16 protein-coding genes are annotated in these 19,241 nt (G+C 72.1%); 4 read left to right on the forward strand and 12 right to left on the reverse strand.

What is annotated here, in order from left to right; all coding sequences use genetic code 11:
* Positions 1-95: 95 nt before the first annotated feature.
* On the reverse strand, positions 96-2,051 hold the full coding sequence (locus AB1673_02355; protein MEW6152818.1) for a sigma-70 family RNA polymerase sigma factor: 1,956 nt from the start codon (positions 2,049-2,051) through the stop codon (positions 96-98).
* Between the two features lie 140 nt (positions 2,052-2,191).
* Here AB1673_02355 and AB1673_02360 point away from each other — a divergent pair, with 140 nt between their 5' ends.
* Together AB1673_02360 and AB1673_02365 are read left to right on the forward strand one after the other, a co-directional pair.
* Complete coding sequence (locus tag AB1673_02360) at positions 2,192-2,833, forward strand: hypothetical protein (GenBank protein MEW6152819.1); 642 nt, start codon at positions 2,192-2,194, stop codon at positions 2,831-2,833.
* 258 nt (positions 2,834-3,091) lie between these two features.
* Positions 3,092-3,685, forward strand: a complete 594-nt coding sequence (locus AB1673_02365) for a hypothetical protein (protein MEW6152820.1) — start codon at positions 3,092-3,094, stop codon at positions 3,683-3,685.
* Between the two features lie 158 nt (positions 3,686-3,843).
* Here the strand turns inward: AB1673_02365 and AB1673_02370 are convergent, their stop codons facing one another.
* The 5 genes from AB1673_02370 to AB1673_02390 form a co-directional block, all read right to left on the reverse strand.
* Complete coding sequence (locus tag AB1673_02370; protein ID MEW6152821.1) at positions 3,844-4,146, reverse strand: type II toxin-antitoxin system prevent-host-death family antitoxin; 303 nt, start codon at positions 4,144-4,146, stop codon at positions 3,844-3,846.
* Positions 4,147-4,171: 25 nt separating this feature from the next.
* The gene (typA, locus tag AB1673_02375; GenBank protein MEW6152822.1) at positions 4,172-5,998 is read right to left on the reverse strand and encodes a translational GTPase TypA; all 1,827 of its coding nucleotides are present in this window, start codon (positions 5,996-5,998) and stop codon (positions 4,172-4,174) included.
* A gap of 66 nt (positions 5,999-6,064) precedes the next feature.
* Complete coding sequence (guaA, locus tag AB1673_02380; protein MEW6152823.1) at positions 6,065-7,615, reverse strand: glutamine-hydrolyzing GMP synthase; 1,551 nt, start codon at positions 7,613-7,615, stop codon at positions 6,065-6,067.
* A 485-nt stretch (positions 7,616-8,100) separates the two neighbouring features.
* Positions 8,101-9,264, reverse strand: a complete 1,164-nt coding sequence (locus AB1673_02385; GenBank protein MEW6152824.1) for a GuaB3 family IMP dehydrogenase-related protein — start codon at positions 9,262-9,264, stop codon at positions 8,101-8,103.
* A gap of 130 nt (positions 9,265-9,394) precedes the next feature.
* Positions 9,395-10,756 carry a hypothetical protein gene (locus tag AB1673_02390; GenBank protein MEW6152825.1) on the reverse strand — a complete coding sequence of 454 codons (1,362 nt, stop codon included), beginning with the start codon at positions 10,754-10,756 and terminating at the stop codon, positions 9,395-9,397.
* Positions 10,757-10,951: 195 nt separating this feature from the next.
* Here AB1673_02390 and ligD point away from each other — a divergent pair, with 195 nt between their 5' ends.
* Complete coding sequence (ligD, locus tag AB1673_02395) at positions 10,952-11,947, forward strand: non-homologous end-joining DNA ligase (protein MEW6152826.1); 996 nt, start codon at positions 10,952-10,954, stop codon at positions 11,945-11,947.
* On the opposite strand, the gene AB1673_02400 is transcribed toward ligD, so the two are convergent.
* From AB1673_02400 to AB1673_02415, 4 genes are all read right to left on the reverse strand, one after another.
* Positions 11,884-12,519, reverse strand: a complete 636-nt coding sequence (locus AB1673_02400; protein MEW6152827.1) for a CoA pyrophosphatase — start codon at positions 12,517-12,519, stop codon at positions 11,884-11,886. The genes ligD and AB1673_02400 overlap by 64 nt on opposite strands.
* A gap of 55 nt (positions 12,520-12,574) precedes the next feature.
* A complete protein-coding gene (locus AB1673_02405; protein MEW6152828.1) occupies positions 12,575-12,739 on the reverse strand; it encodes a hypothetical protein in 165 nt (54 codons plus the stop codon).
* Positions 12,740-12,751: 12 nt separating this feature from the next.
* The gene (locus AB1673_02410; protein ID MEW6152829.1) at positions 12,752-16,135 is read right to left on the reverse strand and encodes an SIS domain-containing protein; all 3,384 of its coding nucleotides are present in this window, start codon (positions 16,133-16,135) and stop codon (positions 12,752-12,754) included.
* A gap of 62 nt (positions 16,136-16,197) precedes the next feature.
* The gene (locus AB1673_02415) at positions 16,198-16,743 is read right to left on the reverse strand and encodes a Uma2 family endonuclease (protein ID MEW6152830.1); all 546 of its coding nucleotides are present in this window, start codon (positions 16,741-16,743) and stop codon (positions 16,198-16,200) included.
* 37 nt (positions 16,744-16,780) lie between these two features.
* Here AB1673_02415 and AB1673_02420 point away from each other — a divergent pair, with 37 nt between their 5' ends.
* Positions 16,781-17,005: a ferredoxin gene (locus AB1673_02420; protein MEW6152831.1), complete on the forward strand. Its 225-nt coding sequence runs from the start codon at positions 16,781-16,783 to the stop codon at positions 17,003-17,005.
* Between the two features lie 85 nt (positions 17,006-17,090).
* Here the strand turns inward: AB1673_02420 and groL are convergent, their stop codons facing one another.
* Both groL and groES read right to left on the reverse strand, forming a co-directional pair.
* Positions 17,091-18,806, reverse strand: coding sequence for a chaperonin GroEL (gene groL / locus AB1673_02425; GenBank protein MEW6152832.1), 1,716 nt, complete (start codon positions 18,804-18,806; stop codon positions 17,091-17,093).
* Between the two features lie 3 nt (positions 18,807-18,809).
* Positions 18,810-19,106 (reverse strand): co-chaperone GroES, encoded by a 297-nt coding sequence (gene groES, locus AB1673_02430; GenBank protein MEW6152833.1) that lies wholly within the window; start codon positions 19,104-19,106, stop codon positions 18,810-18,812.
* Positions 19,107-19,241 lie beyond the last annotated feature (135 nt).

A 19,241-nucleotide genomic window follows, 5' to 3' on the forward strand; every position in this document is an offset into this window, starting at 1 on the left:
TCTGCAACCTCCTGGTTCGTCGCCCGCCGGTCGCGGGCTTCCGTCCAGGAGAGGACCAGGCCGCCGCCACCTTGCATCTTTCCCGAGGGAAGTCGTCAGCCGGCGGCGCGGCAGGTCTCGACGGTGACGGTCTGGTCGGGGGAGCGGCCCGTGGCGCCCCACTCGTCGGTGGCCTCGACCCACCACGTCACCGTGCCGGCGGCGGTGAACGGGCCGAGGCGCCCGCTGTAGGCCGTGGGCCCCTCGGCATTGAGGGCCGACGACCCGCCCCCGCCTGAGGCGTCCCGCCAGCGCAGGACGGCGGAGACGATGGCCGACTCGTCCTCGACCGACGCGGCGACGGGAGCGGCCGTGGGCGACCGGCCCGGGCAGGCGGGGAGCCTCAGCCCGCCGGGCCCGGCGGTCACTCTCACCACCGGGGGCCGCACGACCCGAGCGGACAGCCCGACCGAGCCGCGGCCGCCGTCGGAGCCGACCTCGACCTCGCCGGCGGCGTCCCCTTCGGGCAGCGACGCCCGGGCCAGGCGTACGGCTACCTCGACCGAACCGCCCGGTTCGAGGCGGCCGTTCGAAGGCACGAGCGAGAACGCCGCCGGGCCGGCGGTGGCCGTCCAGGCCAGCGGGCCGTCGCCGTCGTTGGACACGGTGAACGTCCGCTCGGTGGCCGACGGCCCGAAGTCGACCGAACCGGCCCCGAGGCGAAGCCGGGGTGTGCCGACCTGGCCGGGGCCGGGCCCGGTGGTGGGCCCGCCGGCCACGGCCGTCGTCGGGCTCGGGCCGGGACCGGGGCCGGTAGCCGGCGAGACGGGTCCCCCAAGATCAGGGGGAAGTGTCTGCCCAGCCGGGGGACCGGAGCCGTCAGGACCCTCCGCGGCCGGCAGTGCGGTGGCCGCCGGCCCGCCAGCGGGACCTGTCGCGGTCGCGCCCGCCGACCCCCCGACCGAGGTCGTCGGGCCGCCGGCGGCCACCGGTAGTGGTCCGTCGTCGCCACCAGGGCCAAGGAGTACGAGCCCCAGGATCACCAGCACGACGGCGGCCACTGTGGCCAAGGCGACCCAGGCCCGGTGGCGGCCGCCGTCGGCGTACATCGACGGGGGGAAGCCGGCTTCGTCCGCCGTCCACCCCCCCGCCCCCGGCTCGGTAGCCGGCTCCACAGGCGGGTCAGCGGGCGGCTCAGCGGGCGGGTCGGCGGGCCCGGCGGCGGGCCCGGCGTCCGGCGGCCCCGGCCCGGGCTCGGCCGCCGGCTCGGCGACCCCCGGCTCCCCGGGACCGAACGCGATCAGGTCGAGGTCGCCCAGCACCCAGTCCCGCACGCTGGCCGGCGCGGGAAACAGGGGCATGGCGCCCAACAGGGCCAGTGGGCTGGCCATCACCCGGCGCCGGTCGCCGCACACGTCACAGCCATCGACGTGGCGGGCCACCCGCTTGCGCACGAGGGGCGAGTAGCGCCCGTCCCACCCCTTGAGCACCCGGGCCAGCTCGGAGCAGTCGTCTCGCCCGTGGCGGGCGACGAGGAGGGCGCCCAACGACCGCTCGACCTGGTCGCGAAGGCGGCTGAGCAGCACGTAGGCGTGGCTGGGCTCCACCCCGACGGCCTCGGCCAGCTCCTGGCCCTCCAGCCCCTGGCGCACGTTGAGGTCGAGCAGCACCCGGTCGCGCTCGCTCAGGCCGGCGGCCGCGTCCCACACCAGCCGCACCGCCTCCTCCTGGCGGACGGAGCGGTCGAGCTCGGCGTCGTCGGTTGGGCTGGCCCCGCTCATCTCGCCGACGTCCTCGGTGGGCTGCTGGCGGCCCCGGGCCTTGGCCCGGCGCAGGGCCTCGTGGCGGGCGATGGCGAACAACCAGGGCCGTAGTCTCGACGGGTCGCGAAGCTGGTCGAGTCGCTGGGCGGCGATGCAGAAGGCGTCGTGGAAGGCGTCGGCCGCCTCGTGGCGGTCGCGCAGGATCGACCAGCAGAAGTCGTGCAGCCGGTCGCCGTAGCGGTCGTAGATGGCCGCCAAGGCGGCGCGGTCGCCCGTCCTGGCACTGAGCACGAGTGCGGCGTCGTCCATCGCGTCCTCCCCAGCCTCGCAGGCCTCGGCCTCGCTTTCACGAGAGTGGGAGCGGTCGCCAGGGAAATCCTTACGAAAACCGTTAGCTCGCCCCGGGCCGGGCCCTCTCACCGGCAACACCAACCCGAGAGGAGCCCGAAATGACCGAGACCCGCCAGCGCACCTTCGTCATCGCCATCGTCGCCGTCGCCCTGGCCGCCGCCCTGGCCGCCGGGGTGTTGCTAGGCCGTTCGGCCGGAGGGGCCAGCGCCGCCACCAGCCCCCAGACCACGGGGCCCGGCCCGACAGGGCCGATAACGGCCCCCCCAACCGGCGAGCCGGTCTTCGAGTCGGTCGCCCAGGCCCAGCCCGCCCCCCAACCCTCCCCCCAGCCCCAGCCTGCGCCCCAACCCGTCCCCCCGGTCCAGCCCGCCCCCCAGCCCGCCCCGGAACCCGCCCCCCAGGCCGGGCCCGGCATCCTGGTCGTCGCCCCCAACCACGTCGCCCTGGCCCAAGGTCAGTGGACGGCCCAGTTCACCGTCGCCAACGTGGGCGAGAGCGCGCTGTCGTGGTTCGCCGTGGGTGTGCCGTCACAGGTCGGCCTGTCGGCGTACAACGGTGTCCTCGCCCCGGGGACAGAGACGACCGTGACGGCCACCGTCGCCCACACAGCCCTGGCCCAGGGACCGTTCAGCCTCAAGCTGCACATCTCGGCCAACGACACCGCCGACTCGGTCACGATCACCGGCACCAAGCAGGTCAAGGTGGCCGTCCCCCTCGGCCCCCAGGTGCTCAAGCCCTGAGAGGCCGGTCGAACCAACGCTCATGACCGGGCCACGTCGTGGCCCGGTCATGACGCGAAGCGTCTCCGCAGACCCGTCGAGAACGTCGGCGATCACTTCACTTTGACGATCGCCGATCGGCTCGTCGGGGGACACAGCGGCAGCCCAGTAGCCGGGACCGTCGGCCGGGGGCGACAACTTTCCTGACTTTGCCTGTTGCCTCGTGCGAAAGACCATGATATTTACTAGGTAGTGCGTAGGCGGAAGGTCTGGCGGACCTTGGCGGTCGGCGTGGTGGTAACGGTGGCGGTGGCCACCGGTTGCTCCAACGGCGCTCAACCCCAGTCGGCGCCCGTCCAGGGGGCCACGGTCCCCACCGCCGCCCCCACCACGACCACCACCAACCCCTATGCCGTCCCCGACCAGATCGACGCCGCCTACGTCAACCGCGTCCTCGCCGGCCTCGACGCCATCGAAGGCGACATCTTCCGCGAGGTACGCGCGACGAAGAACCTCACCCCCGAGATCGTCCACCGTGTCGGGGCTCTCTATACGAACCTGACTGCAGCAGGAGTTCTGGTCAACGTATACCAGGTGGGCATGGCACTTGACTTTAGTGGCTATGTCGACAACCCAGGTAATGCCGTTACCACCGTCACCGAGATGCTCACCACCCGCTCGACATGCGTTTACGTTCGTGGACTTCGAGATCAGAAGGCTCGTGCACAGACGCCTTCGGCTGCTCATGAGGTATGGATTGCACTAAGACCGAAGCCGCTTGACACTCTCAATCCGATCGGCTGGGGTTACCAGTACAACGGAAGCACCGTAGAGCGCCAAGCGCCACCGACAAACCCATGCGACGGCTTCTAGCCACGGCCTGGGCCCTCGTAGCTCTCGGAACAGTCTCCGTGCCGTGGGCTTCGGCTGCGCAGGACACGCCGAGCCCGCTCGATTAAACGAGATGCTTCGTCGATCCATCCGACCCGAGGTACATGATCTGTGTAGGTGGCCAACGGATCTACGTGGGCTCACCCGGCGAAAGTCCCACTTGGCCGCCGGACGGGTGGGCGCCCTACAACGCGGTCGTCATGGGGGGCGTGGTCGAGCACATCGGACCGGCGGGCATGCTCAGCCGACCATGTCGGGTCGGTCGGCACTTCGAAGACCAGTGCCATCTCGTGGCCTTTGCGCCACCGGCGGCGCCGAACGGGGACGAGACGAGCGGCCGCCCGCCCGGCCACGGTGATGATTATCTCCTCGCCGCCTTCGACACGACGAACTAGCTCCGATGCCTGCTGGCGCATCTCCCGAGGCCCTACCGTGTCGCTCACCCTGGCGGCGCCCGCCGCCTTCAGCTCAGCGTTTGGAGAGGCGGCGGCGGTCGGGTTCGGCGAGGACCCGTTTGCGCACCCGGATCGAGGTGGGGGTCAGCTCGACCAGTTCGTCGTCGCTGATCCACTCCATGGCCGACTCGATGGTCAGCACCTTGGGGGGGGTCAGCTTGATGGCGTCGTCGGCCGCGTGGGTGCGGATGTTGGACTTCTGCTTCTCCTTGCTGACATTGACCACCATGTCGCCGGGCCGGGCGTTCTCCCCCACGACCATGCCCTCGTAGATCTCGTCGCCGGGAGCCACGAACAGCTCGCCCCGGAGCTGGAGGTTGTCGAGGGCGTAGGCCACGGCCACGCCCCGGCGGTCGCCGATCATGGCCCCTCCCCGGCGGCGGGGCAGCTCGCCGGCCCAGGGCATCCAGCCCCGGTGGCGGGTGTGGAGCAGGGCCGTGCCCCGGGTGGCGGTCATCAGCTCGGAACGCAGGCCGATCAGGCCCCGGGCGGATATCTCGAAGGCGATGACCGTGCGACCGGGGTCGCCGGGGCGCAGGTCGGTGACCGTTCCCTTGCGGGGGGCCAGGGCCTGGCTGACGGTGCCCACGTGCTCGTCGGGCACGTCGACGACACCCTCCTCGACCGGTTCGTGGCGCTTGCCGTCGATCTCCTTGGTGATCACCTCGGGCTGGCTCACCTCCAGCTCGTAGCCCTCCCGGCGCATCGACTCGATGAGCACCGCGAGCTGCAGCTCGCCCCGCCCCGCCACCTGGAGGACATCGGGCGAACCGGTGTCCTCGACCTGGATGGCGACGTTGCCCAGCACCTCGCGCGCCAGCCGCTCCCGCAGGTGGCGTGAGGTGACGTACTTGCCGTCCTTGCCGGCCAGGGGCGACGTGTTGGTGCCGAACGTCATACGCAGGACGGGTTCGTCGACGGTCAGGCGGGGCAGGGGGTCGGGGTCGGCGGGGTCGGCGAAGGTGTCGCCGATCTCGACCTCGGGGAACCCGGCCAGCACGAACAGGTCGCCGGCGGTCAGCTCGGCCGCCTCGGTGCGGCCCAGGCCGTCGACGGCCAGGAGCTGGGCCGGCCGCTTGGCCGCGGACACGCCGTCCTGGTGGAGCAGCACCACCGTACGGGCCGAGCGGAACGTGCCCCGCATTACCCGCCCGATGGCCAGCCGCCCCAGGTAGTCGGAGGCGTCGAGGTTGGTAACCAGGGCCTGGAGCGGGGCCGCCGGGTCGCCCATGGGGGCGGGCACGGTACGCAGGATGGCATCGAGCAGCGGCCCGAGGGTGGCGTCGGGTGCGGGCATCCCCACCCCCTCGCACGCCCTGCCTTCGCGGGCCACGGCCGAGATCACCGGGAACTCGATGTGGTGATCGGGCACCTCGAGGTCCATGAACAGTTGGTAGATCTCGTCGAGCACGTCCTCGGCCCGGGCGTCGGGGCGGTCGACCTTGTTGAGCACGACCACCGCCGGCAGGTCGGCGGCCACCGCCTTCGACAGCACGTAGCGGGTCTGGGGCAGGGGGCCCTCGGCCGCGTCGACCAGCAGCAGCACCCCGTCGACCATGGCCAGCGCCCGCTCGACCTCACCGCCGAAGTCGGCGTGCCCCGGCGTGTCGACCAGGTTGATCTTGACCCCCTGCCAATGGACGGAGGCCGCCTTGGCCAGGATCGTGATGCCTCGTTCGCGCTCCTGGTCGTTGGAGTCCATGACCCGCTCGACCACCGCCTGGTGAGCTCGGAAGACGCCGGTCTGGCGTAAGATGGCGTCGACCAGCGTGGTCTTGCCGTGGTCGACGTGGGCAACGAGGGCGACGTTGCGTAGGGCTAAGGGTGCTGCGGGGTTCACTCCGTAACACTACTGGCCCCTGAGGTCCCTCCCCGCCGGCCTTCGATCCTCGAACGGCCCGGGGCGCTACTCCCACTCGATGGTCCCCGGCGGCTTGGCGGTGATGTCGAGGGCGACCCGGTTGACGCCCGGCACCTCGTTGATGATGCGGCTGGACAGGCGGTCGAGCAGGTCGTGGGGCAGGCGGGCCCAGTCGGCGGTCATGGCGTCGTCGCTGGTCACCGCCCGGATCACCACCGGGTAGGCGTAGGTGCGCTCGTCGCCCATGACCCCGACGGTGCGCACGCCGATCAGCACGGCGAACGCCTGCCACAGCTCCATGTGCAGGCCCGCCTTCTTGACCTCCTCGACCACGATGGCGTCGGCCCGGCGCAGGGCTTCCAGGCGGTCGGGGGTGACGGCCCCCACGATGCGTACGGCCAGCCCCGGCCCCGGGAAGGGCTGGCGCCACACGATGTCCTCGGGCAGGCCCAGCTCCTCGCCCACCGCCCGCACCTCGTCCTTGAACAGGTTGCGCAGGGGCTCGACCAGCTCGAAGTTCATGTCGTCGGGCAGCCCGCCTACGTTGTGGTGGGACTTGATGCGGGCCGCGTCCTTGGTGCCCGACTCGATCACGTCGGGGTAGAGGGTGCCCTGCACCAGGAAGCGGGCGTCCTGGAGGTCGGCGGCCACCTCCTCGAACACCCGGATGAACGTCTCGCCGATGATCTTGCGCTTGCGCTCGGGGTCTTCTACGCCGTCCAGCGCCTCCAGGAAACGGTCGGCCGCCTTGACGTGGACCAGGTCGACGCCGAACTGGCGACGGAACGTCTCCTCCACCTGCTCGCCCTCCCCGGCCCGCATGAGCCCGGTGTCGACGAACACGCACGTGAGCTGGTCGCCCACCGCCTTGTGGACCAGGGCGGCGGCCACCGCCGAGTCGACCCCACCGGACAGCCCGCAGATGACCTTCTCGCCCCCGACCTGGGCCCGGACCTGCCCGACGGCCTGCTCGATGATCGAGGTCATCGTCCACCGGGGGCGGCACCCGCACACGTCGTAGAGGAAGTGCTTGAGGATCTCCTGGCCCCGGGGCGTGTGGGCCACCTCGGGGTGGAACTGCACGCCGTAGATCAGCCGGTCGGGGTCCTCCAGGGCGGCCACCGGCACGACCGGTGTGCGGGCCGTGACCCGGAAACCGGCTGGGGGGGACACGATCGAGTCGCCGTGGCTCATCCACACGTCCTGGGTGGTGGGCAGTTCGCCGAAGAGCACCGAGCTGGCGGTCACCTCGAGCACGGTGCGGCCGTACTCGCCCACCCCGGTGCGGGCCACCTCCCCACCCAACTGCTGGGCCACCAACTGGGCTCCGTAGCAGATGCCGAGCACGGGCACGCCTGCGTCATAGACCGACGGGTCGATCGAGGGTGCCCCCTCCACGTGGACCGACGCCGGCCCGCCGCTGAAGATGATGCCCGCCGGGCGCCGGGCCAGCATCTCGGCCACCGGCATGTGACGCGAGACGATCTCGCTGTAGACGTGGGCCTCGCGCACCCGCCGGGCGATGAGCTGGGCGTACTGCGCACCGAAGTCGACGACCAGCACGGTGTCGTGAGCGGAACTGTCTCGGTCGGCCATAGACCAGCCTAGCCCGCGCCCTGAGCGCGGGCTGGTCCTCGGCAGTCGCCTGGGCGTAACCCGCGCCGAACATCCGAAACGCCAGTGTCACCGGCCGCAAGAAGACCGAGTACCGGCAGCGGGGCGTGGGCGAGCTGTGGCTGGTCGACACCGAGCCCGACCGGTGCTTGTCTACAAGGGCGACCAGGAGCTGGTGCCGGGCCGGGGCGACACGCTCACCACGGCGTTCATGCCAGGGCTGACCATCGACGTCACCGAGCTGTTCGACCGCTGAGGCCATCACCGAGGGCTGACCTTCGTCGCGATCGCAGGACGCGGCGCCGCGCTGGCTCGAACTACTGCGGGCGCAGTGGCTCGGGCCCAGGGGCGATGGCTAGAACCATCTCGGAACCGGCGGCTCCGAGGCCGGCTTCCTGTCTCCGGTCGGTTCGGCGGAGCCCGTTGGGGGCCCCGGCCCCCCGACCTGGAACTAGCGACGGGCGAGGTTACGAACCCATCCCGACGCCCTGGGAGCGCTGCAGGTTCTTGCCCTCGGTCTGGAGGGCGGGGGCGACCATGACCTCGGCCTTCTGGAACTCCTTGACCGTGCCGTAGCCGCAGGTGGCCATGGACGTGCGCAGGCCTCCGCACAGGTTGAGGCGGCCGTCGTTCTCGTGGGCGGGACCGACGAGCACCTCGCTCAGCGTCCCCCGGGGGGTGGTCTTGACCCGGGCGCCGCGGGGCAGCGTGGGGTGGAAGGTGGCCATGCCCCAGTGGTAGCCCCGGCCCGGGGCCTCGTGGGCGGCGGCCAGGGGTGAACCGATCATGACCGCGTCGGCCCCGCAGGCGATGGCCTTGGCGATGTCGCCCCCGGTCGACATGCCGCCGTCGGCGATGACCTGCACGTAGACGCCGGTCTCGTCGAGGTGGCGCATGCGGGCCCCGGCGGCGTCGGCGATGGCGGTGGCCTGGGGCACGCCCACCCCGAGCACGGCCCGGGTCGTGCAGGCGTGGCCCGGTCCCACCCCCACGAGCACCCCCACAGCCCCGGTGCGCATGAGGTGCAGGGCCGTCTGGTAGGACGCACAACCACCCACGATGACCGGGATCTCCAACTCGCGGATGAACCGCTTCAAGTTGAGGGGCTCGACCGTCTTGGAGACGTGCTCGGCCGAGACCACCGTGCCCTGGATGACGAGCAGGTCGAGCTCGGCCTCGAGGATGGCCTTGGAGAACTGGGCCGTGCGCTGGGGGGTGACCGAGGCGCAGGAAGTGACCCCCGCCTCTTTGATCTCGCGGATCCGCCTACCGATCAGCTCCTCCTTGATCGGCTCGGAGTAGATCTCCTGCATGCGCAGGGTGGCCTTGTCGGTGGGCAGCTTGGCGATCTCGTCGAACAGGTCCTCGGGGTCGTCGTAGCGGGTCCATAGGCCTTCCAGGTTGAGGACTCCCACGCCCCCGAGGCGGCCGATCTCGATGGCCGTGGCCGGCGAGGTGACCCCGTCCATGGCCGCGGCCATGACCGGGAGGTCGAACGTGTAGGCGTCGATCTCCCAGGAGATGTCGACGTCCTCGGGGTCACGGGTGCGCCGGCTGGGCACGATGGCGATGTCGTCGAACCCGTAGGCCCTCCGGCCCGACTTACCGATCCCGATCTCGACCTCAGCCACCCTGCATCATCCTTTCCACGACCAGACGGCTCGACCGGTCCCGGGGGGCTCCCCTTTCCCGACCGGCTCGCACAGACGCCCACAGTACCGGTGGGCCGGTCCCTTGTCGGCGACCGCCTGTACCCCCCGCTCAACGGCGGTTGGGCCTGGGCCGCGGACGGGCATGGGCGGTGGCGGGGGTGGCCGGCCGGCCCAGTTCGGCCTTGGCCAGAAAGATCCGGGGCACGGCCATGAGCCCGATGGCGGCCGCCATGGCGAAGGCGGCCAAGGCCATCTTGGTGTCCTCCCACGAGGACCCCCTGACCCCCTCGTCGGGCCTCTCGGTCACGTACAGCCCTCGCGGGCCGACGGCCACCAGCCAGTCGGCCAGAACGGCCACCCCGGTCACTCCGCCCACGTCCGCCGTGGTGTCCGGGACCGGGCCGGGCGGGACGAACCGGGCCACCACAGCCATCGGTCGCCGAGCGAGGTCGACAACCACCAGGCCGGCGGGCCCGGCGGCCGCGAACGCCATCTCCCCGCTGGCCACCACCCTGCCTGGCCATCCGCCGGCCCCGGCGACATCGACGGCCGGCCCGGCGCTGGCGCCGGGCCCGGTGACATCGAAGGCGGCCCCGGCGGCGGCCAGGTCGTGCACGGGGCCGGGGGCCCGGCCGGGGTGCAGTTCGACGGCCACCAGGGCGGGAAGATCGCGGCAACCCGGGGCGGCAAGAAGGACCACGGTGTGGTCGGCTACGAGGGCGGCCGTCAGGTGCCGGGCGGGGCCGAGGGGGGCCTCGGCTTCTACGGGTGACGGGCCCGAGATGTCGAGCGGCCACACCGGTCCCCCGTCCACCGTCACCAGGGCCTGTTCGCCTCGGTCGAAGGTGTGCACGGCCCCGGCCCCCGCCAGCCCATCGCACACCACCGGGGAGGCCCCCGCCGCCCGGACCACCCACTCCCCCTGGGCGAGGGGATCGGCCGGTGCGGTGATGTCGAAGGACTGCACCGCGCCCGGAGAAGCCACCACGGCCACCGCCCGGCCGTCGCGCCGCACCGATACCGAGGCGGCGGCCGCCCCTTCCCCGAAGACCGACAGCAACACGGGGCCATCCGGGTGGCTCAGGTCGTAGAGGCGCACTGCCGGCGCCGTCACATCCTCGCCCCCACAGCCCTGCCCGCCCACGGCCACTGCGGCCACGGTGCCCGAGAACGTCGGTGAAGCCAGACGCGCGGTCGCCAACGACAGGGGTGGGGCCGGCAGGTCGATGGTGGCCACCGGGCGGGGCCGGCGGCGGTCCGCCACGTCGACCACGACGACGGCCGGAGCCGGGCAGCCCACGCCCACCACGGCAAGCGTGCCCACGGCCGCCACCTCCCCGTTGGGGGCCAGCGGGGCGAGGTCGAGGTGGGCGTACAGGGCCAGGTCGTCGACCGCCGCCGCGGCCGGAGCGGAGGCCGCCGGCGAGGCCGACGACCACAAGATGGTGGCGGCCACCAACCCGAGGAGCACACCCGCTTTCGGTGCGCTCGGCCGGCACGGCGGGCTCGGCCGGTTCGGCCGGTTCGGCCGGGTCGGCTGGGTCGGCCGGCCCGGCGTGCCCGGTGGGTTCGGCGCGGGCCCGGGCCAGACCCGCATGGGCCGAGGGTACCCGCCGCTGGCCTCGCCGGTCGTCGTCGCACCGGGGCCCGCCGCTACGGTGGCGCCATGGACGTGGAGGCCGCCGGGCGCACGCTCACGATCAGCCATCCCGACAAGGTGTTCTTCTCCGAGCGAGGCGAGACCAAGCTCGACCTGGTCCACTACTACCAGGCGGTGGAAGGCCCGCTAATGGCCGCCGTCGGGGGCCGGCCGGTGCTCATGCAGCGGTTCCCCAACGGGGCCGACGGCCCGTCGTTCTTCCAGAAGCGGGTGCCCGAGAAGCGGCCCGACTGGGTGCAGACGGCCGTCGTGAGCACCCCCAATGGCACGACCTCGGACGCCCTGGTGGCCGCCGACCTGGCCCACGTGTTGTGGGCCGTGAACCTGGCGTGCCTGGGTTTCCATGTGTGGCCGTCGCAGGCCGACGACCCCGACCACGCCGACGAGCTACGCATCGACCTCGATCCCACTCCGGGGGTGACCTTCGCCATGGTCCAGGAGGCGGCCGCCGAGGTGCGGGCCCTGTTGGGCGAGCTGGGCGTCGACGGCCGTCCCAAGACCACCGGCAACCGGGGCATCCACGTCTATGTCCGCCTCCAGCCCCGGTGGACGTCCTACGAGGTGCGGGCCGGGGCCGTGGCCGTGGCCCGCGAGTTGGAACGCCGCCGGCCCGACCTCATCACCGCCGCCTGGTGGAAAGAGGAGCGGGGCCGGCGGGTGTTCGTCGACTTCAACCAGAACGCGCCCCACAAGACGATCTTCGGGGCCTGGTCGGTGCGTGCCCGCCCCGGGGCCCAGGTGTCGACCCCGTTCCCGTGGGACGAGTTGGCCACCATCGACCCCGACGCGCTGACGGTGGCCAACGTGCCCGCCCGGGTGGCCGCCGGCGGGGACCCGTGGGCGGGCATGGACGCCCCCGCCCAGTCACTGGAGCCTGTCCTCGCACTGCACGAACGCGACCGGGCCAACGGCCTGGTCGACGCCCCGTGGCCCCCCGTCTACCCCAAGATGCCCGGGGAACCGTCCCGGGTAGCCCCCAGCCGGGCTCGCAAGAACCCATGAGCGGCCACCACCTCTGACAGGAGCTGGTGGAGCACCCGGGCCGTCATCCCCCACACGGTGTCCTCGCCGAGGTCGAAGAAGTACATGGGCCGACCGTCCCACACCTCCTGGCGGGCGGCGACCAGCAGGTCGGCCAGGGCCACATCGAACACTTCCTCCACCTCGGCTGGCGCGGGCACAAGCATGGGCCTGGCCGCCACCAACCCCACCACCGGTGTCACCGTGGCACCCGTCGAGCGAGCGACGACCGGGTCGAGCCAGCCCAGCACCTCCACCGCGGCCGGGGGCAGGGCCAGCTCCTCGTCGGCCTCGCGCAGGGCGGTCTCGACAACCCCTTCTCCGGGTTCGACCCGGCCTCCGGGGAAGGCCATCTCCCCAGGGTTGTGGGCCAGGCCCGCGGCCCGGCGGATGAGCACGACGTGGGGCCGGCCAGCGCGAGAGTGAACCGCCACCAGGGCAGCCGCGAAGGCGGGAGGCGGTGCCTGGCCGGCACGGTGACGGCCCTCGAACACGCGCCTAACAGCGGCCATGTCGAGGCACAGCTCGTCAACGGGGACGCCGGCCCACGCCATGGCCGCGCCCGGCAGCGCGCCCGGCGGGCGGGGGATGGCCTGGCGGCTCAGGGGGTCAGGGCCCGGGCGTCGCCGGGGCGGCGGCCGCCAGGCTCTCGAGCAGTTCGCGCATGCCGGCCGTCTTGAGGTTGCCCATGACCCGCCCGGGTGGGGTCTCACCGCGCTCCCACTCCATCCAGGCCGCGAGGAGCTTGTGGGGATCGGGGGGTGGACGGTCCATGATCGGTGCAGGTTAGCCCTGCCGCCGCCACTTCTCGGCCAGAACGTGCACGGGCTCGGTGAGCAGGTCGACGATGGGGACCTGGCCGAGCACGGCGACGTCGAACGAGGGCTCCCGCTCGGTCACCGCGTCGACCAGCGCGTCGTAGCGGTCGAGGTAGCCCCGTAGGACCGCCTCGGCCGCGTCGGCCGCCAAGCGTTCGTGGAAGCGGGCGTGTACCAGGGTGATGCCCGTCACGTCGCCCTTGATCTCGGGCACGATCACGACCGTGCGCTGGTCGGCTCCACCCCGGGCCACTATCACGTCCCGCAGGGTGGCGGCCCGCCGCTTGGAACCCCGCAGGCGGGGGTCGCTGTCGGTGCGGGTCGGGATGTCGCGGGCGATCCCACCCCGGTCGACCACCGAGACGGTGGCCTCGTCGTCGACCCCCTCGACCAGGTAGCGCGTGTGGCCCAGGACCTCGGCCACGGCCCCGTCGAGCCCGATCAGCGAACGCAGCGAGCGGTAACCCAGACGGTCGCGTGGTGCGCCCGCGGCCAGCACGGCCTGCACCAGGGGATTGGCGTAGAGGGCTTCCTCGGAGCGGGAGATACCCACCGTCACGGTCTTGGCCTGGTGCTTGATGGCGTCCACCGGCCGGGTCAGCTCGCCGATGGCCAGAGTGAGCGCATCGGTCAGGTCGGCCAGGAAGGCCGTCGGGGTGGCCACCCGCCCCGTCCCCGCCTCGTAGTCCTCCAGGCCCCGCTCGGACGTGGCGTAGCCCACCATGGTGGCCACCCGCACGGCTGTGCTCGCCTCCAGGTGGCCGTTGTAGGCCCCAGAGCGCAGATCGCGGAGGAACGTGGCCGCCGGAGGCCCGGCCATGGGGCCCAGGCGGTCGAGCAGGTCGAGCCCGTCGGGGCGGCCGAGGACGGACTCGACCGCGGCCCTCACCTCACGCAACGGGCGGGCCTGGGCGTCGATCGCCAGCGCCGCCTCGTAGCCGAACAGGTGGCCGGCCATGGCGGCCACCACGAACGACAGGGCGGGCTCCACGGCGGGCACCGAAAGCACATCGAGGGTGGCGTCGAACCGGCTCTGACCGTCGTCGGCGATCACCACCGGGGCCGCCTTGTGGGCCCGGTAGATGGCCACCTCCTTGGCCACGTCGTCGGCGTTGGTGCCCGACATGCCGGTGGCGCACACCACGATGAGGGGCTCCGAGGACAGGTCGATGTGCTTTTTGTCCTCGGTCTGGTCGCAGGCGATCGACTTGTAGCAGAGCTCGGACAGCTTGATCCGCAGCTCCTGGGCGGCGATGCGGTTGGGCCCGTTGCCCACCACCGCCCAGTAGCGACGGGACGGGGCATGGCGCTGGGCGGCGGCCGCGATCGCCGGCCGGCGGGCCAGCACCTCGGCCATGGCCGCCGGCAACCCGGCCAGGCCCTCCAGGAGCGACGGCGGGACCCGGCCGTTGGCCCCCAGCTCGTCGGCCAGGGCGACGGCCAGCAGGGCGCCCGCGGCCACCTGGGAGTAGAACGCCTTGGTCGAGGGGACGGCCATCTCCACGTCCCGCCCGTCGGACGTGTAAAGCACCCCGTCGACCTTCTCCACCAGGTCGCTGTTTCGCCGGTTGACGATCCCGATCACGGCCGCCCCCCGGGCCCTGACCATGTCGACCGTGCGGTTGGTGTCGGTGGTGGTGCCCGACTGGCTGACAGCCACCACCAGCGTCCCCGACATGTCGTCGGCCAGCCCGAAGCCCGACAGCTCGGTGGCCAGCGTGGCCTCGACGGCCACGCCCGTACGGGCCACCAGGGGGGCGAGCACGGCCGTGAGGCTCTGGGCCGCCACGGCCGCCGTCCCCTGGCCCATGGCCACCACCCGGGTGATGGCACCCGACCGCAACCGGGCACGGAGGGCAGGGGGCAGGGCCTCGTCCCCGAGGGAAACCGTCCACCGCCCGCCCTGGCGCACCAGGCGGCCCCGGAGGGTCTTCTGCACCGAGAGGGGGGCCTGGGAGATCTCCTTGAGCAGGAAGTGGGGGAAACCGCCGCGGTCGACATCGCGGGTGGTGATCTCGGCGGTGCGCAGGTCTGCGCCGCCCAGCGCGATCGCGGTCCCGTCGTAGGACCGGCGGGTGACGCCCGAGAGCTCCCCCGCCTGGTCGGCGTCGAGAACCACGACCTGGCCGGGGACCGGCCCTGACTCGCCGTCCATGCGCACGTAGGTCGACGTCTCCTCCACCAGCCCGTAGGGTTCGCTGGCCACCACGAACTCGTCCTCGGCCAAGCCCACATACAGGGCCTGGCCGCTGCCCCGCAGGGCGAGCAGGAGGCGGCGAGGCTCGTCGCCACTGGCGGCGGCCACCGCCACCGAGCCGTCCAGGGCGCGGGCCGTGCCCAGGAAGGCGTCGTCGAGGGCGAGCCCGCCCGCCAGCCGGCGGGACAGCATCACGGGGATCACCTTGGCGTCGGTGGTCACCTCGACGGGCACGGCCACGCCTTCGGCCAGCTTCAGGGCCGGGTAGTTGTCGACGTCGCCGTTGAGGGCCCCGACGACGTAGGGCCCAGTGGCCCGCCCCTCCTCCTCGTGGTTGAGGGGGTGGGCGTTGGCCTCCGAGATGATCCCCACGCTGGCCCACCGGGTGTGGCCCAGCACAGTGGCCCGGGCCGTGGGGGCGGACAGGGCCAGGCGCAGCAGCGCGTCCGAACGCACGGCCTCCCTCAGTCGCCGGGTGTTGTCCCCCAACTCGCCGATCTCGGCGGCCGCCTTGTAGACGAAGGCCAGATGGGGCCCGGGGGCACGCACGGCCAGTGACGTGAACAGGGCGTCGCCCAACCGACCGTCGACCAGGGCCCGGACCTCGGGGTCGTCGAGGTCGAGGCCGTGCCCCTCGACCAGGACGTGGAGGCCGGCCGAGTCGCGGCCCCGGACCTCCAGCCGGTCGATGGCCGACAGAGCGACCTGGACGGACGTGTACGCCTCGATGGCTGCGTCCCCGGCACCCGCGCCGGCCAGGTCGGCCACCGCCGCCGCGGCCCGCAGCCGGTCATGGCGCACCGCCCACAGGGCGTCCTTGAGCTCGACCAGGGTGGCGTTGACATGCTCGGTCTCGGCGGCCGCCAGGGTGTCCACCCCGGAGTCGAGGCGGTCCTCGGTGGCAACCACGACCGCCTCCAAGGACGACAACCGCTGGGTCACGGCGTCCACTAAGTCGGGAGCCCCGAGGAGGGCCTTGACCCCAGGCACGCCCCGCAGCAGCCGGTCGGCGGTCGCCACCTGGCGGGCGGCCTCGGCCAGCCCGCCCGGCCGGCCCGCGCAGGCGACTGCTTCGTCCAACAACGCCGTCAGCTCGCGGCCGCTCGGCGGTGGGCGGCGGCTGGGACGGCGAAGGACGGCGACGATGCCGCACATGGTGACCTGAGGCTAACCGGGCCCGGCCCGCTCGGGGCCCCGGGCCGGGCAAGGACCAGGGCTCATGCCAGGATGTCCTCGGCGGTGAGGACGAGGTCGGGCAGGGCGTCCACGGGCACGGGCCCGGCCCCGGTCACGATCTCGGGGACCTGCCCGGGACGGTAGAGCTCCACGGACCCGCCGTCGAGGTCGACGAGCCACGACTGGCGAACACCGTGGCGGGCGTAGAGGGGCATCTTGACAAGACGGTCGTAGGCGCCGGTCGACCAGGAGACCTCGACGACGAGCAGCACGTCGGCCACCTCCGGGTGGTGGCTGGCGTAGTAGTCCGCCCGCGGTACCAGCAGAGCGAGGTCGGGCTGAGGCTGGGACAGGTCGCCTAGCCTTATCGGGTTCTGCACGCTCACCACGGCGAGGTTCCCGGTGCGATCGCTTAGTAGCCGATTGACCCGGTTCACACAGGCGGCATGGCGAGAACCGATGGGCGCCATCTCCACGACCTCCCCGTCGACGAGCTCGACCCGGTCGTCGGGGCCAAGGATGCCGGCCTCGCCCATCCGCTCGTAGTCGCCGACGGTGAACTTCCACCGTGGAACCGGGATCGCCACGCCGACCAGCCTACCGGGGGACGGTTAGCCTCGGGCCGTGGCCGAGGTCGAGGTCGAGGTCGAGATCAGGGTGAGCCGGGCACGCTGCATCGCGTCCAAAGCGTGCGTCAACACTGCTCCTGGGGTGTTCGCCCTCGACGACCAGCGGGTCTCCACGGTGGTCGACCCAGCCGGTGAGGCCTTGGCCACGGTGATCGAGGCGGCCGAGATGTGCCCCACCGGGGCCATCTCGGTATGGAAAGGCGACCAGCAACTGGCCTAGGAGGCTGGTGCCGCCTCGGCGCGCCGCGCCGAGGCGAAAGACGCCAGACTCCTGAAGGCGGCCCCCGAGAGAGGGCCGCCTTCGGTCACATCCCGAGGCCGCCCATACCTCCCATACCACCCATGCCACCCATGCCACCCATGCCACCCATGCCGCCGCCCATGGCCGACATCGACCCCTCGAGGGACGACGGGCCGCGGGCCGGGATGTTCTCGGGCTTGTAGACCTCGGGCTTGTCGGTGATCAAAGCCCGGGTCGTGAGCAGTATGCCGACCACCGAAGCGGCGTTCTCGAGGGCCGAGCGGACGACCTTGGCGGGGTCGATGATCCCCGCCTTGACCAGGTCCTCGAGCTCGCCGGTGGCGGCGTTGAGGCCCACCGGACCGCTCTTCTCCTCGACCTCGGCCACCAGCACCGGGCCGGGAAGGCCGGCGTTGAGGGCGATCCAGCGCAAGGGCTCTTCGAGCGCCCGGCGCACGATCGAGATGCCGACGGCCTCGTCGCCTTCGGCCTCGAGGGCGTCGACCGCACCCCTGGCCCTGACAAGGGCGGTGCCACCACCGGCCACGATCCCTTCGTCGATGGCGGCCCGGGTGGCGGCCACGGCGTCTTCGATACGGGCCTTCTTCTCCTTGAGCTCGACTTCGGTGGCCGAACCCACGCGGATGACAGCCACCCCGCCGGCCATCTTGGCCAGGCGCTCGGTCGACTTCTCCTTCTCCCACTCGCTGGTGGCGTCGTCGATGATCCGGCGAATGAGGTTCATCCGCTTGCGGACCTCCTCCTTGTCACCGTGCCCCTCGATGATCGTGGTCTCGTCCTTTGTGACCCGCACCTGCCGGGCCCGGCCCAGCATGTCGAGGGTGACCGTCTCCAGCTTGAGGCCCAGGTCCTCGGCGATGACCTTGCCACCGGTGAGAATGGCCACGTCTTCGAGGAGCTGGCGCCGACGGTCGCCGAACCACGGGGCCTTGACGGCCACCGACTGGAACGTGCCCCGGGTGCGATTGACGACCAGCGTGGCCAGGGCCTCGCCCTCCACGTCCTCGCCGACGACCAGGAGGGACTTGCCGGCCCCCATGACCTTCTCGAGGGTCGGCAGCAGGTCGTTGACCGAGCTGATCTTCTTGGGGTAGAGCAGGATGTAGGGGTCGTCGAGCACGGCCTCCTGGCGCTCCTGGTCGGTGACGAAGGCCGGGGACAGGAAGCCCTTGTCCCACTGGAGGCCCTCGACGAACTCGATGGTCATACCCGCCGTGTGCTTCTCCTCCTCGACGGTGACCACGCCCTCTTTGCCGACCTTCTCGATGGCGTCGGCGATCAGCTCGCCGATGGCGGCGTCACCCGCGGAGATGGCAGCCACGTGGGCGATGTCAGCCCGGCCTTCGACATCTTTGGCCTGGCTCTTCACGTCGGCCACCACGGCCGCCACCGCCCGGTCGATGCCGTGCTTGAGGGCCAGCGGGCTGGCCCCGGCGGCCACGTTGCGCAGGCCCTCCCGCAGCATCGACTGGGCGAGGACCGTGGCCGTGGTCGTGCCGTCGCCGGCCACGTCGTTGGTCTTGATGGCCACCTCCCGCACGAGCATGGCGCCCATGTTCTCGAAGGGGTTCTCGAGGGGCGTCACCTCGCGGGCGATGGTCACACCGTCGTTGGTGACCGAGGGCGCGCCGAACTTCTTCTCGAGCACGACGTTGCGACCCCGGGGGCCGAGGGTCACCTTGACGGTGTCGGCCAGCTTGTCGACCCCCTTCTCCAGGCTCCGCCGGGCGGCCCCGTCGAACCTGAGGATCTTCGGCATGGGCTAGTTGCCGCCGTTGATCGCCAGGACGTCACGCCCGTTGAGGATCAGCAGGTCCTCGCCGTCGATGGTGATCTCGGTGCCGCCGTACTTCGAGTAGACGACGACGTCGCCCACCTTGACGTCCATGGGGATGAGCTCCCCGGACTGCTCGGACCGGCGGCCCGGGCCTACGGCCAGGACCTCGCCCTGCTGGGGCTTCTCCTTGGCGGTGTCGGGGATGACGATCCCGCTGACGGTCGTCTCCTCGGCCTCCCGGGGACGGACGACAATACGATCGTCGAGGGGCTTGAGGTTCATGCGGCGTCGACCTCCATGTGGGGTGCCTGCGGCTCGTTCCGCCGGCAGGGCGTTAGCACTCTCCGGTATCGAGTGCTAACGATACCCGCCCCAGGGCAGGGCGGCAACCGGCCGGGGCCTAGTCAGCCGAACAGC

It is taken from the genome of Actinomycetota bacterium (genome assembly GCA_040754375.1).
Classification (GTDB): Bacteria; Actinomycetota; Acidimicrobiia; order Acidimicrobiales; family AC-14; genus JBFMCT01.

What these genes read in the sequence shown, in the direction of transcription:
- AB1673_02355 (MEW6152818.1), bottom strand. Translation starts at nt 2,051, where the DNA reads ATGGACGACGCCGCACTCGTGCTCAGTGCCAGGACGGGCGACCGCGCC.
- AB1673_02400 (MEW6152827.1), bottom strand. Translation starts at nt 12,519, where the DNA reads ATGGCGTGGGCCGGCGTCCCCGTTGACGAGCTGTGCCTCGACATGGCC.
- guaA (MEW6152823.1), bottom strand. Translation starts at nt 7,615, where the DNA reads ATGGCCGACCGAGACAGTTCCGCTCACGACACCGTGCTGGTCGTCGAC.
- groES (MEW6152833.1), bottom strand. Translation starts at nt 19,106, where the DNA reads ATGAACCTCAAGCCCCTCGACGATCGTATTGTCGTCCGTCCCCGGGAG.
- AB1673_02360 (MEW6152819.1), top strand. Translation starts at nt 2,192, where the DNA reads ATGACCGAGACCCGCCAGCGCACCTTCGTCATCGCCATCGTCGCCGTC.
- ligD (MEW6152826.1), top strand. Translation starts at nt 10,952, where the DNA reads ATGGACGTGGAGGCCGCCGGGCGCACGCTCACGATCAGCCATCCCGAC.
- AB1673_02410 (MEW6152829.1), bottom strand. Translation starts at nt 16,135, where the DNA reads ATGTGCGGCATCGTCGCCGTCCTTCGCCGTCCCAGCCGCCGCCCACCG.
- groL (MEW6152832.1), bottom strand. Translation starts at nt 18,806, where the DNA reads ATGCCGAAGATCCTCAGGTTCGACGGGGCCGCCCGGCGGAGCCTGGAG.
- AB1673_02405 (MEW6152828.1), bottom strand. Translation starts at nt 12,739, where the DNA reads ATGGACCGTCCACCCCCCGATCCCCACAAGCTCCTCGCGGCCTGGATG.